14 protein-coding genes, 1 tRNA gene and 3 pseudogenes are annotated in these 14615 nt (G+C 59.8%); 10 read left to right on the top strand and 8 right to left on the bottom strand.

The genetic code is table 11. The features are described from left to right. Nucleotides 1-270: 270 nt before the first annotated feature. From AAFG13_RS17610 to AAFG13_RS17625, 4 genes and pseudogenes are all read left to right on the top strand, one after another. Nucleotides 271-453: a hypothetical protein gene (locus tag AAFG13_RS17610; RefSeq protein WP_342712797.1), complete on the top strand. Its 183-nt coding sequence runs from the start codon at nucleotides 271-273 to the stop codon at nucleotides 451-453. A 201-nt stretch (nucleotides 454-654) separates the two neighbouring features. Then, nucleotides 655-882, top strand: a complete 228-nt coding sequence (locus AAFG13_RS17615; RefSeq protein ID WP_283086397.1) for a hypothetical protein — start codon at nucleotides 655-657, stop codon at nucleotides 880-882. Between the two features lie 818 nt (nucleotides 883-1700). Beyond that, the gene (locus tag AAFG13_RS17620; RefSeq protein ID WP_092117911.1) at nucleotides 1701-2156 is read left to right on the top strand and encodes an Hsp20 family protein; all 456 of its coding nucleotides are present in this window, start codon (nucleotides 1701-1703) and stop codon (nucleotides 2154-2156) included. Nucleotides 2157-2223: 67 nt separating this feature from the next. Beyond that, nucleotides 2224-2546: pseudogene (locus tag AAFG13_RS17625) on the top strand (hypothetical protein). Between the two features lie 55 nt (nucleotides 2547-2601). Here AAFG13_RS17625 and AAFG13_RS17630 read toward each other — a convergent pair. Continuing rightward, the gene (locus tag AAFG13_RS17630; protein WP_342712798.1) at nucleotides 2602-3723 is read right to left on the bottom strand and encodes an ATP-binding protein; all 1122 of its coding nucleotides are present in this window, start codon (nucleotides 3721-3723) and stop codon (nucleotides 2602-2604) included. 219 nt (nucleotides 3724-3942) lie between these two features. On the opposite strand from AAFG13_RS17630, the gene AAFG13_RS17635 reads away from it, so the two are divergent. Beyond that, entirely contained in the window at nucleotides 3943-4140 is a 198-nt protein-coding gene (locus AAFG13_RS17635) for a hypothetical protein (protein ID WP_342712799.1), read from the top strand. 474 nt (nucleotides 4141-4614) lie between these two features. Here the strand turns inward: AAFG13_RS17635 and AAFG13_RS17640 are convergent, their stop codons facing one another. Then, nucleotides 4615-4893 (bottom strand): hypothetical protein, encoded by a 279-nt coding sequence (locus AAFG13_RS17640; protein WP_342712800.1) that lies wholly within the window; start codon nucleotides 4891-4893, stop codon nucleotides 4615-4617. Between the two features lie 296 nt (nucleotides 4894-5189). Further along, nucleotides 5190-5588, bottom strand: coding sequence for a hypothetical protein (locus tag AAFG13_RS17645; protein WP_342713353.1), 399 nt, complete (start codon nucleotides 5586-5588; stop codon nucleotides 5190-5192). A 91-nt stretch (nucleotides 5589-5679) separates the two neighbouring features. On the opposite strand from AAFG13_RS17645, the gene AAFG13_RS17650 reads away from it, so the two are divergent. Then, nucleotides 5680-5755: transfer RNA gene (locus AAFG13_RS17650), tRNA-Arg, on the top strand. Nucleotides 5756-6512: 757 nt separating this feature from the next. Here the strand turns inward: AAFG13_RS17650 and AAFG13_RS17655 are convergent. Next, nucleotides 6513-7082: a peptidase S14 gene (locus tag AAFG13_RS17655; RefSeq protein WP_342712801.1), complete on the bottom strand. Its 570-nt coding sequence runs from the start codon at nucleotides 7080-7082 to the stop codon at nucleotides 6513-6515. Between the two features lie 962 nt (nucleotides 7083-8044). Here AAFG13_RS17655 and AAFG13_RS17660 point away from each other — a divergent pair. Continuing rightward, a pseudogene (locus AAFG13_RS17660) lies at nucleotides 8045-8253 on the top strand (hypothetical protein). A gap of 1650 nt (nucleotides 8254-9903) precedes the next feature. On the opposite strand, the gene AAFG13_RS17665 reads toward AAFG13_RS17660, so the two are convergent. Continuing rightward, nucleotides 9904-10158: a hypothetical protein gene (locus AAFG13_RS17665; protein WP_342712802.1), complete on the bottom strand. Its 255-nt coding sequence runs from the start codon at nucleotides 10156-10158 to the stop codon at nucleotides 9904-9906. Between the two features lie 25 nt (nucleotides 10159-10183). Next, complete coding sequence (locus AAFG13_RS17670) at nucleotides 10184-10363, bottom strand: hypothetical protein (RefSeq protein ID WP_342712803.1); 180 nt, start codon at nucleotides 10361-10363, stop codon at nucleotides 10184-10186. A 71-nt stretch (nucleotides 10364-10434) separates the two neighbouring features. Between AAFG13_RS17670 and AAFG13_RS17675 the strand changes: the two genes are divergently transcribed. The 3 genes and pseudogenes from AAFG13_RS17675 (at nucleotide 10435) to AAFG13_RS17685 (ending at nucleotide 12349) form a co-directional block, all read left to right on the top strand. Further along, nucleotides 10435-10842, top strand: coding sequence for a hypothetical protein (locus AAFG13_RS17675; RefSeq protein ID WP_342712804.1), 408 nt, complete (start codon nucleotides 10435-10437; stop codon nucleotides 10840-10842). A 157-nt stretch (nucleotides 10843-10999) separates the two neighbouring features. Then, a pseudogene (locus tag AAFG13_RS17680) lies at nucleotides 11000-11657 on the top strand (Ku protein); the annotation flags it as partial. Nucleotides 11658-12187: 530 nt separating this feature from the next. After that, nucleotides 12188-12349 carry a hypothetical protein gene (locus AAFG13_RS17685; RefSeq protein WP_342712805.1) on the top strand — a complete coding sequence of 54 codons (162 nt, stop codon included), beginning with the start codon at nucleotides 12188-12190 and terminating at the stop codon, nucleotides 12347-12349. 191 nt (nucleotides 12350-12540) lie between these two features. Here the strand turns inward: AAFG13_RS17685 and AAFG13_RS17690 are convergent, their stop codons facing one another. After that, complete coding sequence (locus AAFG13_RS17690; protein WP_342713354.1) at nucleotides 12541-12783, bottom strand: hypothetical protein; 243 nt, start codon at nucleotides 12781-12783, stop codon at nucleotides 12541-12543. Between the two features lie 193 nt (nucleotides 12784-12976). Next, on the bottom strand, nucleotides 12977-14482 hold the full coding sequence (locus tag AAFG13_RS17695; protein ID WP_342712806.1) for an FAD-dependent oxidoreductase: 1506 nt from the start codon (nucleotides 14480-14482) through the stop codon (nucleotides 12977-12979). Between the last annotated feature and the right edge of the window lie 133 nt (nucleotides 14483-14615).

Here is a 14615-nt window from a genome sequence, read left to right on the forward strand (position 1 = left end):
GAGGCCGGCGGATTCGCGCTCTGGGTCTGGCCGGTCGAGGGCGAATTGGTCTGCGCTTGGTTTGAGGGCGTAGTGGTCTGGTTGGAAGGCTGGCTGGTCTGGGCTTGATTGGTCGAGTTGCCGGGGGTCGGCGCCTGCGTGGCGTTGGACCCGGTCCCGGAATTGGACGACTGTGTCGCAGCGTTCTGACCGGTCGAGGAAGGCTGCTGCGTCTGGGCCGAGTTCGTCGAAGGATTGCTGGTCTGCCCGGACGAATTGGACGACGGTGTAGTGAACGAGGAGGACGGCGTCGTTGAAGTGGAAGCCTGCGGTCGTTGCGCGGTCGGCGAATTCGAGCTCGAAGTGTTGGGAGACGACTGGGCAAATGCCGAAGTCGCAATCGCGACTGCAGCCGTCGTAGCCAAAAAGAAGTGCTTGTTCATCTGGAATCTCCTTCATGCGGTCGCCCGTTAACACGCGATGGTGGGCGGAGTTCCTGATCGGGAAAACTCCGCAATCAGAATTGCACGTGCGCCGACGATTGATTCCGGCGAGAGAAAGATTGCTGCGACACCGCAGCAGCACGCTACGGCAGGGCCGTCGGGAACAGGTGGAACTTGTAACTGAACCCGTCGTTGGCAGTGACTACTTACGAACCATTGGAGGAAGCACATCATGAAGAAGCTGATCCTGTGCGGCGCCCTCGCCGCTTTCGCCCTCGGCACGCAGGCCGCCAGCGCCGCCGAATTCTACATCGTCCGCGACGCGACAACCAAGAAGTGCACCGTTGTCGACACCAAGCCGACGACGACCACCACCACCGTCGTAGGCGACGGGGTTTACAAGACCAAGACTGAAGCCGAGTCCGCCGTGAAGACCACCAAGGTCTGCACCGAACAGTAAGGCCACAGGCCCTGTGGGCCGGTCGGAAACGTTCGAAAAGAAGTTTGGAGGAATGCCCGTATTGATTGTGTGGGCCGTTCCCGCCGCTCTCGGCGGCGTCGGCTATTTCTTGGTTCACTTGCACTAAGCGAGTCCCGCGAACGGCTCGTCCAGCAACCGGACGGGCCGTTCTCGTTTCTCTTCTTGCGAGCGCTCCGCCACGCAAAAAAGCCTCCCCGAGGCCCCTTCTCTCCGCGAGCGTTCGCTTCGGTCCGTTCCGAAAGGCTCCATCGCAGGGAGATCGAGGATTCGGAATCGTCAACGACGTTCGGTGGTCACCAGGCGAAACGGCAGCGACCGCCTCCCCTTCGGAGCGGAGGCAAGCCCGCGTGAGAAGCCGCGAGGGCGAGGGAGCGGCAACGTCGCGATGGCGACCGCCAAAGCTAAGGCCGCACTCGAAAGGCCGAACGGGAGCATGACGGCATCGCAACCGCCATCGAGGCCGACCGGGCCGCATTAGAAAAGCGCTCGCAAGCCGACAACGCCCGTTGGGAGAAGCAGAGGCAAAAGCTCGACCTCGCCGTGCGCCGGGCCAGCAGATAGCTCACGGCGAAGGGGAGCGCCCTTAAGGTGCCCTGCCCGCGCGGCCGGAGCGTCCCGGCAGAGCAACCCAGATCAAAAAATTTTGCCCCCTCTTGAAACCAAAAAAGGTTTTTGTAATTTCTAAGTCGCCACCCCAGGGTGGCTCCCGGGCGCCTTGATGGGCCCGGGAATGCAAGACGGGCACCGGTCGTGTCCGGTGCCGCTATTAACCATTTTGCTCCTAGGAGGATCTGGCTATGCGCACTTATGACTTCGCACCCCTCTTCCGGTCGACCATCGGTTTCGATCGTCTATTCGACCTCGCCGAGACCGCTCAGCGCTGCGCCGAGGAAGGCTATCCGCCCTACAACATTGAACGGCTGGCCGAAGATCGTTACCAGATCACGCTGGCGGTCGCGGGTTTCTCGCCGAATGAAATCGCAATCACTGCAGAGCAGAACGTCGTCACCATCGAAGGCGGTAAGACCGAGAAAGCCGAGCGCGAGTTCCTTTACAGGGGTATCTCGACCCGGCACTTCAAACGGCAGTTCAACCTGGCCGACTACGTCCAGGTCAAGAAAGCATCCTTCGACAACGGTCTGCTAACGATTGAACTGGTCCGAGAAATTCCGGAAGCCATGAAGCCGCGGCGGATCGCCATTAACGGCGCGGCGCAGGCCAACGTGCACCAGCTAGAGTCCAAGGCGGCCTGAGCGAACCCATATAGCGGCGGCCCGGACTTCGGGCTGCCGCCCCACTCGTCTTCGAACGGAGGAAACTATGCGGCAGACGACCGCCACAGACGACAACGTCTTCGACCTTCAAGCGCTCCTTCACCCGGCACCATCTTCGAGCACCCCAAGGACGTGGTGATGCATCCGTGCCTGACGATGGCCGAGAAGCCGGCAATCCTCGCCTCTTGGGCTTCCGATGCTTCGGCGATCGCCTCTTGTCCTGCGCTACGCGTTCCGGAAGGACTGAAGATGCCCGTCAGCATCGACGCCATCCTCGAAGCTTTGTGCGAGCTTGATGGTGGCCCACAGAACCCGCCCGGTGGAAAGCCGCAGCGTCGGTTTTCCACGGCGCGCGCGCAGGCCGCCTGAAGTAAGGGTCGCAATTCGTCTACCCGGCAGGTGAACGCTGGCGACTGAGCGGCAATCAGAAACGATTCCTTCCGTCCGGCAGGAGGTGTGCGATCTCCGTGGCAAGTTGGGCTTGCGTGTAAGGTTTCGCGAGACGCGCGACGTCTACCAGTTCACTTCCTTCCAGCTCAGCGAACCCCGTCGCAAGCAAGATCGGAAGTCGAGGATATTGGCGGCGCACTTCCCGGGCCAGTTCAATTCCTGTCATCCCTGGCATCGCGTGGTCAGTTATCAAAAGATCGGCAGCCAATCCACTTTCAAGAAGCCTCAACGCCTCTATGGCGGAGTGCGCTTCAATTACCTGATGTCCCAGGTCTTCCAGTAGGTCGACAGTACTGCCGGCGATCAGCAGATCGTCATCGACAAAGAGAATCCTCGCTCGGCCCGAGGCTTTAGTCTCGAGATTCGGCGCGCGTCCGGAAGGCAACGTCGTTTCAGTGGCAACGGGAAGCCAAAGTCTGGCGGTTGTTCCGCTTGAGGGGGCGCTTTCGAGCCGCAGGGCACCACCGGATTGTTGCGCTAGGCCGAACACCATTGACAAACCCAAACCCGTGCCCTTGCCCACTCCCTTCGTTGAAAAGAACGGTTCTACGGCTCTGGCCAGCGTCTCTGTGCCCATTCCTTCTCCAGTATCTTGCACCGAAAGCACCACGTATCGGCCCGGCTGGACACCAAGCTGATCGTAGACCTCGACAATTTGCTCAGACAGCTCGATCGTGAGGACGCCGCCCGTAATCATCGCGTCCCGTGCATTCACGGCGAGATTGAGCAGAGCCATTTCGAGCTGGTTCGGGTCGACGTCGACGACCGGCATTTTGTCTTCGGCTCGGAGCTCGATCCGAACCATCGGGCCCACCGAGCGATCTATGAGGCCTATCATGTTCTCGACAAGGCTTCGGACATCTGTGGCTTGCGCCTTCAGTTCCTGCTTCCGCGCAAAGGCAAGTAGCCTCTGTGTCAGAGTGGCGCCGCGGCGGGCACCCTCCATGGCCCCATCGAGGAGCCTGTGAAGTCGCGCATCTTCGCCTAGTTTTTTGGAAAGCAGGTCGAGGTTACCGATGACAGCCATAAGCAGGTTATTAAAATCGTGCGCTACACCGCCGACTAGTTGGCGACTTTCGAGAGCGGAGGACCGCACCGGCAGGTGTCGAAAGAGAAGCCCACAAGGTATTCAGGCAGGCGGAAGCGAAAGAAGCTTTGAACGATTACGCAAAAGCGCAAAGTCACTCCGCGAGAATCGTGAAAAGCTAAAGGCCGAGCGCTTGGCTCGAGAGGCCAAGAGCCGCGAGCCAACCGGAAAGGCGCATTAGGAACCCAGCAGCGCGCGACTCGTAACCCGATGTACAAAGACGCGATCATGGACGAGCTGAGACAGATTGAGCTCGATATGGTCGAAGGCGAAAGGCGGCTCGCAGAGCTTGAGGCCCGTTTAGTTGAATTGAAGCGGTTGAACGAAGACACCACCAAGGTTCGAGGCCAGCTCGATGTGATGCGTAAAACTCAGCTCGACCGGGAGCAGAACCGCCAACGCCTGCTTTCGCTTCTCCATCCCTAACGGAAGGCAATCGCCGATGAGTCCTAGAGAACGCAATGACATGCCTTGGATAATCGGAGCTGCCGCTTTGGCTTTCGTCCTAGCGATCGTGGCGGGAGGATTGACCTACTTCCATTAACCCGCCGGTCCCCATTCTTGGCGGCGCGTCTACCGAACGAATGATCGAGCCTCGCTTGCGACAGACCGTGCAGGTGAACCGCGGCTCTAGATCGGACAAACGCATCTCGTCCGGCCATCGCGACGCGTCCATCTGGACATTATGGGAGCACTGATAGTCCTTGCAGAAACAACGATACGCGTCGCGCCGGTTTCACGCACCGAACGTGATCTTGGTGGGATAGTCCTTCATGTGCGCGATTACAGCGCTCCCTGGACGGGGCCGCAACCCACGAAAGCTAGGGTAGCGCCGCTGCCTAGGCCTAAGACGTCGGTCAAGAGGGCGTCTCGGCCCCGTGAATAAAGAGCCGCCCAGTCTCAGATCATGGCGCCATACCAAATCACGAGCGCGAAGATCACCAGCAACGCAATGGTGATGATGATCTGTTCACCGATGGGTATCGGTTGTTTGTCCATGACCCGCCCTGAATCGAAACACCCCCCGGGAAGGGCTTGGGGAACGCGGGGCTGGGCGCGCCTTTCCGGTCCGGAAGAGCTGCCACTCACGGTACCGGGAAAAAGTAGCAATCGGTACTGCGCTGGCGGGCTACTCCAGAAGGTGTCCATAGCCAGCGACAAGATCGAGAACGATTTCATTGTGATCCACGAGGGCCACCACGTTGGCCAATCAGGCGGGCGACCGAGCGCAGCCCGGCATTTTGGACCCACACCATCACCGTCCCGCTGCCGGTCCCGCCGGACAGCACAGGCGGGCGCGCCGCATCTGGAAGGAGCCAAGGGCCGCTTCCGGGAAGTGGGAGAGCCACGTCAGGGGATGCTCACCCGAACAGAAGCCACGCCATGCTGGCAAGAAGCGCGATGAACGACACCGCCACCATGCGAATCTCCACACTGTCTATCCCATCAGAATGCAGCCGCATCGAACCCGAAGGTCACGCCTCGTCAACAGTGAGGTGCCTTGCCGCTCGGCCATCTCTCCAATAGAAACGATCATTCATCGAAGGCGGATTGGAGGACCTGGTCGGACGCGAACTAAGGCCGGACGATGAGTTGAAGAAGTGCGTGCTGCTCTGCGCCAAGTGCCACCGTGAGGTCCATGCAGGCTCGCGCGAGAGCCCGACCGTGAGCAGCTTCGACGAGGCGAAGTTCTGGGTCGACCCGTACATCGCGCGCGGCCTGCCGACCCCGAAAGGCTCAGTGCCGAGAGTAAAACCGGAAGACCCCTTAACCACCGGTTCGACCGCATCTTCCCTGTTGAACAGGGACAGCGGGAAATAGCTGAGCGACTGGAGGTCCGCGTTGAGCACCAGCGCGGGGCAGTACTGGAACATGGTCACCTCCTCGCGTTTGATGGTGGGCACGGCCGGACGTTTCACCGACAACCTCTCCGTTATGAGCGGATGGCTCTGGATTGCGCTACACGCGCTCGTGGGCCAACTGGACGGCCAGCGGATTTCTACTCCGCCGCATGTGGGTTCGAGTCCTGCCGAGCGCGCCAGTATCAATCATCGGTCTTCTCGATGAACTGTTTCTTCAACTGGAATTGGCCGCTGTCCTGTCTACCGGTACCAACCGCCATCGACCTCGGCCTCGAAGGTGTAGCTCGCCTCGGATGACACTTCGTTGGCTGGGCAGTCAATGGATCCGTGTCGGCGAGGACTTGGCTGTCGAACTCTACACCGCAGGGGCATCGCATCCGCGGGCACGGAATTTGAGAAGGCAGCTTTTCGCCCCGCGCCCACATGCGAGCATGGTTTGGAATGCTGGCGGCTATCCCAGTTCATCCAGCTACCTGAAGGGAGGCAATTGGTCGGCGTAGTCTTATCGCCGCCCCTGAAGAAGGTGCCGGCACTAACCGGCTCTCCGCCGCGTCGCCCCCTCGCACCCGCTCCGGATTGGCACTGCCAGCGGGACTCGAACCGCTCGAGCTCTTTGGACGCGGAAACTCCCGAACGCTAATTGCCAAGGGAACACTGCCGCACTACTCTTCCAGTCCCGTGTCATCCTGTAGAGCGCGCGACGAGGCAAGCCGTTGGCGCTTGGCAACAATGAAGCTGTTAACAGAGTATATTGAGCACGCCTTGCAATTTGAACGCCTTGCCGCCGAGGAGAGCGATCCTGCGCTCAAGGCCCAGTTCGCTCAGCAAGCGAAGGAGTATCGGAAGTTGGCCGCCGCTCGCGCCGAGCGTTACGGGCTCCCCCCACCGAGCCCTCCGTCTGAGGCTGAGTAAGCGTTGTCGCGTCGTTTCGGAGCGTTACAGAACGGTCTCGATCAGACCCAACGTCTTCGCCTCCTGGGCCTCCAAATACCAGTTTGACGGCGCCTTCTGCATGACCTCGTCGATCGTCACGTTCGATCCCAGGATGAGATTTTCAAAGCCCTCGTTCTGCATAGCGATCGAGCATTCGATTTCGTTGAGCGTCGCCCTTACGACCGCGATGCATGCCGTTAATGGGCCATCGATCACCAAGCTCTTCGAAAGCTTGCGTTCATGGATCATCAGCCGCGTGCCGCGCGCGAGGTATCGGTTCGACCGCGCGAAGAAGCTCATGAACGTAACGCCGGCCGAATAAATCACAGCCTTACCAAGGAATACGAAGCGCCGTTGCGGCTCCGTCTCGCTCGCGAACCGCACGTCCTCCCCCATCATTCGGGCGACCTCCGGATCGCCACCTAAGGTCGACAATTCGATGACGACTAGGTCTTTATCGGCCGCGTTGTCGAACTGCGTTCGAAAAGCGGTGTACATCTTGTAATCGACGACGCCTGAAAGGCTGATGGCCGGCGACTTAAAGGCAGTAGCAGGCAACGTGGCATGTTCCATTGGATCAATCCTACTTTGGAAAACATGGTCTCTGACGGCATGCAGATGCCGTGCCGAGTTTCCGGCCCGAATGGTGTCCCCCTTACGGGCTCTGGTTGCTGCGGAAGATGACCCGCGCGATGATGCGAAGGTAGAGAGGGCTAAGCGCAGCGCAGAATAAGCAGCGCGACTTGGAGCCAGACGAGGCCGCCAATCTCCCGAACGACAAACTAGATCTGCGGCCCCCATGGAGGTGGGATAGCATCACCAACGGCCTCGATCGCAGGTTGAAGGGCGCGCTGGGCGCCGGTTGGCAATTCTGGCTTTTCGTAAAACGCGGCGAAGATTAACACCCACGCGAGTATCAGGGGACCGCTCCAAACGAGTGGACTTTTACGTGATAGCCAAGCCAGGGCGGCGGCGATCGTTCTTGTTGCGGTGCAGCACCATCCGTCGATGCCCATCAGATGAGCACGATCGGCTCAGTCGGTACGAAACTTGCCGAGAGAACGACGGTTCCAAGTACCCGTGAAGTCAGCGGAGGAAGCGTAGGAACTTGAAAGCCGCTGGAACGTCGGTTTATTGCTCGTCGGCGAAGCTTCAAAAACGTCCCATTGCCGGCGAGAACACCTTAAGCGCCTTTCGGATGGGCGGCCTTGGCTTCGCTCGGAGCTGCGCGCTGGAAGCACCAACCATGACCACGACGGATACAAGAATAGCTATCCTCACGGAGTGGGACCGTTGAATTGGGACGCAGCCGGGTCTAACAAGCCCAACGGGGCGTGACGCCTTCAGATTTTTCTTAGAGCTTCGATCATCGAATTCGGCCTTGCTCGATTTCGGCTCTGACGATGACAAATGGCAAGTTGTTCACGGTTGGCTGTTGAGCGCTGGCCGCGTGACAGACTGAAGCGCCTCCGGCTAGGAACGCTTGACGATTGCGATGATTGCTTTCCGAAACAGTCGTTTGTGGAGGATTTATCATGGCATTGGAAGCGAACGAGGCCGGCAACCTGATCGGAAGCGATAAGGTCGAAGGCACGGAGCGGACAGCCAGAAGATCGGCAGCATCGAACGGAATCACCGGGAGCCAGCTTCAGGCGCGCCGAAGTATCGTGAGGAGACAAGCTGGAACTGGAGTGATCCGGTAGTTGGCCGGTCGGTGAACGAATACTACGGCGTCCCATTCTGACAGCATCAACTCCCCAGGGCGCGCTCGTTCCCCGGCCCGCTGAACTGTATTTGCGCATGTCCGGTCAACGCGAACTCTACCATAGCTCTAACGGGGATCGCTGGACGCTCTGCAGCGAGGATGACGGACGCGTATTTGCGCTGCACGAGGCCCATCTACCCTCGGGCGGCGCCTTTAAGAGGATAGAGATTTCGGACTTTCTTTCTCACGGAAAGGGCGGACCCGAGCAGCAAGCTCTCCTTAAATTAATCGCTGCACTCGTTCATGGGAATTGAGCGCCGGCTCGCCGCCCGTGATGGCGGATACACACTCACCCTTGCGAACCCACCGGTCTCTGGAACCTAAGCGATCCGCTCAGCGTTCTTAGCGTTTGAAGGCTAGACAATGTCAATCGAAGAGACAGATGTAGGTGTTAGAGAAACGCTGAGTGAGTTTTCTCAGCGGCTTCCCAGCGAGCGAGCGAGCCCGATATGGATCGATCGTCTCGGTGCAGCAACCCGTGTAGCTCCGCTTGAGATGCTTGCCGCGGCCTTTCTCATCGGAGCACTTCTGGGGCGTCGTCGACGCTAGCAAAACGCCGGCTCAGAAGCGCCGCGCGATGATCAGCATTCACTGTTACCTCTCACCCATAAAAGGTTCGGCGGCCGAAGCCGCCGCCTGTCGATACTACGCCGTTGCCGCCGCGACGCGAAGCATCGCCTCGGCAAGGTCGTAGCCGAGAAGCAGTCCCCGACCCTGCTCTCCGTAGCCATGACCGCCTCGCTGTGCATCTTCGAAAAGGGTCATAGCGCGCGCGAAGATCAGCACGCCGGCCACCGTTCGCGGACGATGCTTCCGAATTTTGGACAACAGCGAGTGGATTTTGGGCGCCCGCTCGCGCGCAGCGTTCTTTGCGGCGGCGAACCCGACGCCTCGATCGCATTCGCGCAGTCGGCCTCGTACCCCTTCACCGCGAGGATGCGGCTGGTCAGGTCCGCTTCCAGCCGTTGCCGAGCCCTCTTCCCTCCCCAATCGTTGGGCTCTTTACGGCCGTGTCGAGGAGCGACCGGAGGCGATCGGACCTGAGCACGTTGAACGGGGGCTGCCTAAAGCCGTCGGCCTGCTCAAAGCAGCCTTGGAAGGCGCGCCGGTCGGCCGCAGATGCGATCACGATCGACGCCGGCGGTTTCGGGCCCATAGTTCGGCAGCGAGCGCCCTGGTTTGCTCCACGCGCGCTAGAGCAAGCCGGTAGGCAGTCTGCTTCGCGTCCAATTCGTCGCCCGGGGGTCAGCAATTCGCAAATCCGCCGCAAGATACCTAGGCGCGCTACGGAGAGGCTGGTAAGAGTTTGCCCTTCCGAGGAAAGGCATGGTGATAGTTCATTTTTCGTGCCGCGGCTGCGGCGCTGTTTATTCTGCGGTTCAAAAGCGGCGCCCCGCTCACGTGATCAGTTCTGGACTTTCTAGCTGCGAACGTTGCGGGACTATCGTGCATCATTGGTCGGGAATCTATGGTTACGCCGACTGGAAACGCATCGGGCACGGTGGCGATGGAAAAGAGGCGCCTCGGTAGAACGGCCCCAGCTCGGGGATAAGCACTGAGGCCGATCCATGATGACGTCACGCACACACTCTTTCGGTGGGCGGCTCATACCTTGAGGCGGCCTCACTTCTATCTCGATGCTCGCAATCCCTGCGGCGTTAGCCATTCGCTCATACGGGCCGCCTCTTCGTGCTGCTGTGCCCTCCTCAGCAGCGATTCCCGCTCCTGACCCGGCGAAAGCCCTTTTGCCCGGCGGCGCAACTCTTGAGCTTCTTGTGCAAGGCGCCCTTCAAGGGAATGAATTTGTTTAACCCGGCGTCGCTTCTGCACGGTCACTCGCTCCGCTGAAAAATTCCCGGCGAAAGGAATCAGTAAGCGCAGCACTGCCAAAAGTTCCTTTAATCGGAACCTACGGGCCGGAGCGAACGTCGCTCATGGCCCGCTCGACTTCATCAGCCAGGGTCCGGTAGTGCGTGGCCAGCTGGGCGAACAGCTCTTTCTTGGTCGCGTTGGTTGCGAGCTTGCTGATTAGCTCGCACTCCTCAGCTTCGATCCGAAGCTTCTCCAAGTGCGCTCGCATGTCCTGCATGGGAAAATCCCCTCCGGACGGGCATCATCCCATGCGGAACCTGTCGCGGATAGTGGCCTTTGGGAGAACGGATGGCGTCGCTTAATCGCAATTTGGACACTCCCAAAATCCACTTAGGACACTGGTACAGACAGCTGCCGCTGGGCCGGTACTGGCCGGAATACTCAATAGGAACGCTGCGGTTTGGTTTGGTTTGGTTTGGGTATCGGAGATCTGAAAATGAGCGCCCGATGCCTCGATACTACTTCGACCTGAAAGACACGAGCGGAACTGCCGTTGATGAGGAAGGCCTTGACCTACGGGATTTGGAAGCGGCGCAGAGCGAAGCCGCGCTATCCTTAGGAGGCATGGCTCGGGATGCAGTCGTCAGCGCCAATCAGAACGGGACCGAGCATATGGAAATCGCGGTCCGGGATGAGGATGGACCGGTGATGGTCGTTCGCTTTTTCTTTGAGATCTGCTCGAAAAAGAAGAGCTAGCGCGCCGGCAAGGCAGGCCACGGTCGATGGAAACACCCGGCGCCAGGCGGCCTGTTAAAAGGTGCCTCGATGAGTTCTGACCGGTCGCCCTGGTTTCTAAAAGAATGGCTCCAGCGAGGGGCTGGAGCCGCCGGGTGTCGAGGTCAGTGGACCCGCACTCGATGCCGACGCCGGCGAAGAAGTCGCGTCCGACGACATCATCAAGGGCTACAAGGTCGACACCGATCAATATCTTGAAGTGACCAAGGACGAGATCGAGAACATCGCGTTGGAGTCGAAGCGCACCATCGAGATCGACGAGTTCGTGCCGAGGAAGCGAGATCGACGATCTCTATCTCGTGCGCCCTACTACATCGTTCCCGATGGCAAGGTAGGACACGACGCTTATGCGGTCATCCGCGAAACCATCCGCTCGCTCGATAAAATCGCCCTCGCCCGTATGGTCTTGACCAACCGCGGGCACGTCATCACCCTCGAGGCGCGCGACAGGGGTCTGATGGACATGCTGCTTCGCTACCCCTATGAAGTTCGCAACGCCGCGGAATACTTCGGCGACATCCGTGAAGATCACGAAGGATATGTTGGAACTCGCCAAGCATATCGTCGAGCAGAAGTCCGGTCACTTTGAGCCCGAAAAGTTTGAAGACCACTACGAGCAGGCTTTGCATGAACTGCTCGACCAGAAGCGGAAGGGCCTTCCGATTGCGACCGCCCGGAGGCCGGCACCGAGCAATGTGTTCAATTTGATGGACGCGTTGAAGCAAAGCATCGAGGGCGGCGACAAAGCTAAGCCAGCGACGAAACCGACGAAGGCGAAGAAGGCACCGGCCAAGCGTCTCACCGAGATAAACCGTTCTGTCCATGAACGCCGGCTTCATGCGCTTGGGCCAGGGCGGCTACCTGCAGGCCTTCACAATCTCAGGCCGACTTTCGTCGCGCCCGGTCGCGGAGCCTCTTTCGCAGATTGGCATCAGGGCCGGCCTGCTTTGGCCGCCGCGGCCTTTCTCCGGCTTCTAGGTCGGCTTCTTCGGCCTTGCACTTGGCCTCGGCCGCGGCGCCGCCGACGCTCTACCGCAGTCCATCAGATCGACGACGAACGGGTTCGGCACCGTGTATAAGAAACGCTTCTGGGCAGATTTAATTACTGCGTTGGGGACTTTGCTGGTCCGCAAGAGTTGCACCGTCGTTCAGCTCGCTTCGGAGGCAATATCAAGTATGAATCTGATGGAAGCCGAATCCGTCGCTCAATTGCCGCGCGGAGCAGAGTGGCAATATGAGCCGAAGTGGGACGGATTCCGTTGTCTTTTGATACGCGAGGGCTGCCGAATTCGCATGCAATCCAAAGGTGGTCCGCGACCTTGTTCGCTACTTTCCGGAGATTGCTGCGGCCGCGGCGACCTTATCGCAGAAAACGCTCACGCTGGATGGCGAATTGATCATCGAGCTTGAGGCCGGGTATTCGTTCGACGCGTTCCAGCGCATCCACCCGGCCGTGAGCCGGGTTTAAGCGCCTTGCCGAGGAGACGCCCGCGACGTTCATGGTTTTTGACCTGCTGCAATCGGGCACGAGAGACCTTGCGTACTTTCGCTTATGAAGCGTCGTGCCGCTCTTGAAAACCTTTCGCGACACACTTTCGAGGTAGGCGGCATCTTTCGTCTGTCACCGGCAAGCCGCAACTATGCGGATGCCGAGGCTGCTCAACACCGTGAATGAAGATCATGACGGCGTCGTCGCCAAACGCCTTGCCCGCAATCCCCGAGGGGCCTGGTGACTGGCGCGATAGCAGCGGACTGCCTTCTCGAAACCGTAAAGCTGTGTGAGTTGGAAAAACGGACGGCCCAAAGCAGCATTGCGGTGCTGGCGACCGTGCTGCCGAGGCTTGGAATCTCGCGATCGATGATGATGACCTGCCGACCCTGCCGGGTCAGGCGCTCAGCCACCAGGGCACCCGTGATACCAGCGCCTATTACCAGGACTTCGCAGCGAAAGTTGTCGGCAATCGGCTCGCCGGACGGTGGCGGCAGAACCGCCCATGGTGTGCGGGCGCTGCGCAAGTCGTCCTGTCCGATATCTTCGTCTTTGAAGGTGAGGAAAAGCTCCCGAAAATAGGTGAAGTGATCTCGTCACGCAGGCTCATCTTTGAACGGGTCGCAAGGCCGAAACGGCCGGCGCATTGATCGGCTGGCCATTGGGCGCGAAGATCGAGCCGTGGCATGGACAGTCCCAGCAGGTCTCGAAGCTGTTCCAGTGCAGATGGCAGCCGATATGGGTACAGCTTGCCGAATGCAAATGCAGCTCGCCCGCTTTGTCCCTGTAGGCAGCGATCTTCTCAAGACCACGGCGCAGGATGGCGCCCTCACCCGGCTTAAGCTCCTCAACCGAGGCGATTTCACCCGGCGCCACGTACTCGGCGAGGTTTTGCAGGATCGTCATGTTCTCGCGCAGGAAATTCCGCGCCGCTGCGAGAGGTTTGCGATCCGGCGCATAGACAGGCCTCCAGGGGTGATCCCCGCCGAGAATGAGAGATGAGTTCAGAATCGCGCCCATCACACCATGGGTCAGCCCTTGACCGGAGTCGCCCATTGCGAGGTATATGCGCTCGCTGCCGGGCTCGCGGCCGATGAAGCCGGCATAATCGATGGTATCGAGTACCTGTCCCGACCAGCGGTGCGTGACCCTGCCAACAGCCGGGATCAATTCACGCGCCCAGCTCTCCAGCCGGGCAAAGCGCTGGTTGGCGTCATCCGCCTCGCCGCTTTTGTGGTCTTCGCCGCCGACAAGAACGAAATCATGATGGTCCGGACCCGCTTGCAGCCGCACATAGTGGTAGGGATCCTCGGTGTCCCAGTAGAGCCCCTCCGGAAGTTCACCCCGCGCGATCGCAAAAGCGACCACGTAAGTGCGATAGGGAGCGACCTTGGAATGCAGCTGGAAGCGGTCGGCAATTGAGGCGTTGGTCGCGATCACGGCGTGACCCGCGGTGATCTGCCCGTGTGAGGTTCGCAGCGCAACGCCGCCGTCCCGTTCGGCAACTTCTTCGACCGGACTGTTGGCGAAGAAGCGAACACCGTTCGTTTCGCAGACTGCGGCAATTCCGGCAAGATATCTGAGGGGATGGATTTTTGCCTGGCGTGGATAGCGAAGCACGTGGCGTTTCTCACAGCCTTTGAGCGGCACGCCGACCAGCCGATGGACCGGCGCGCCGACTTCCTGCACCGCTTCCAGTTCCTGATCGATGATGTCGGCCGGCATGCCGTTGCCCTGAAACAGGTACCCATCCAGTCGCATAAAGTCGCAGGCAATCTTCTCGCTCGCCTGAATCTCCTCGATCCGATCGACGGCGGCGGCCTGACTTTCGTAGAATAGCTTGGCGATTTCAGCGCCGCGCAGTTTCTTGAATTCGGTCATCAGATCGTCGCAGAGCGGCGCAAGGTGCGCTGAAGTCCGCGCGGTCATACCACGTGCGATACCCTTGCGATCGATGACGATGACCGACTGGCCACGCTTGGAGAGTTCATAGGCGGTCGAAAGCCCGGCCATTCCGGAGCCGACGACGGCTACATCGCAATGCGCATCGCCTTTGAGCTCAGCCGCCTCTGGGAGTATCTCCGTGTCCATCCATAGCGAGGTACTGACCATCCTGATCTCCGCGCAATATGGCAAAACGCCCGCTCGGTGCCGCAGTTCCTCCTGCGGCGGGAAACGGCCTCCGCGCCCCTTCGCAGGGATGGTCAGAACGGCGACCCCGACCGTTGTGGCCACTGCGGCAAAG

The organism is Bradyrhizobium sp. B124, from assembly GCF_038967635.1.
Lineage (GTDB): Bacteria > Pseudomonadota > Alphaproteobacteria > Rhizobiales > Xanthobacteraceae > Bradyrhizobium.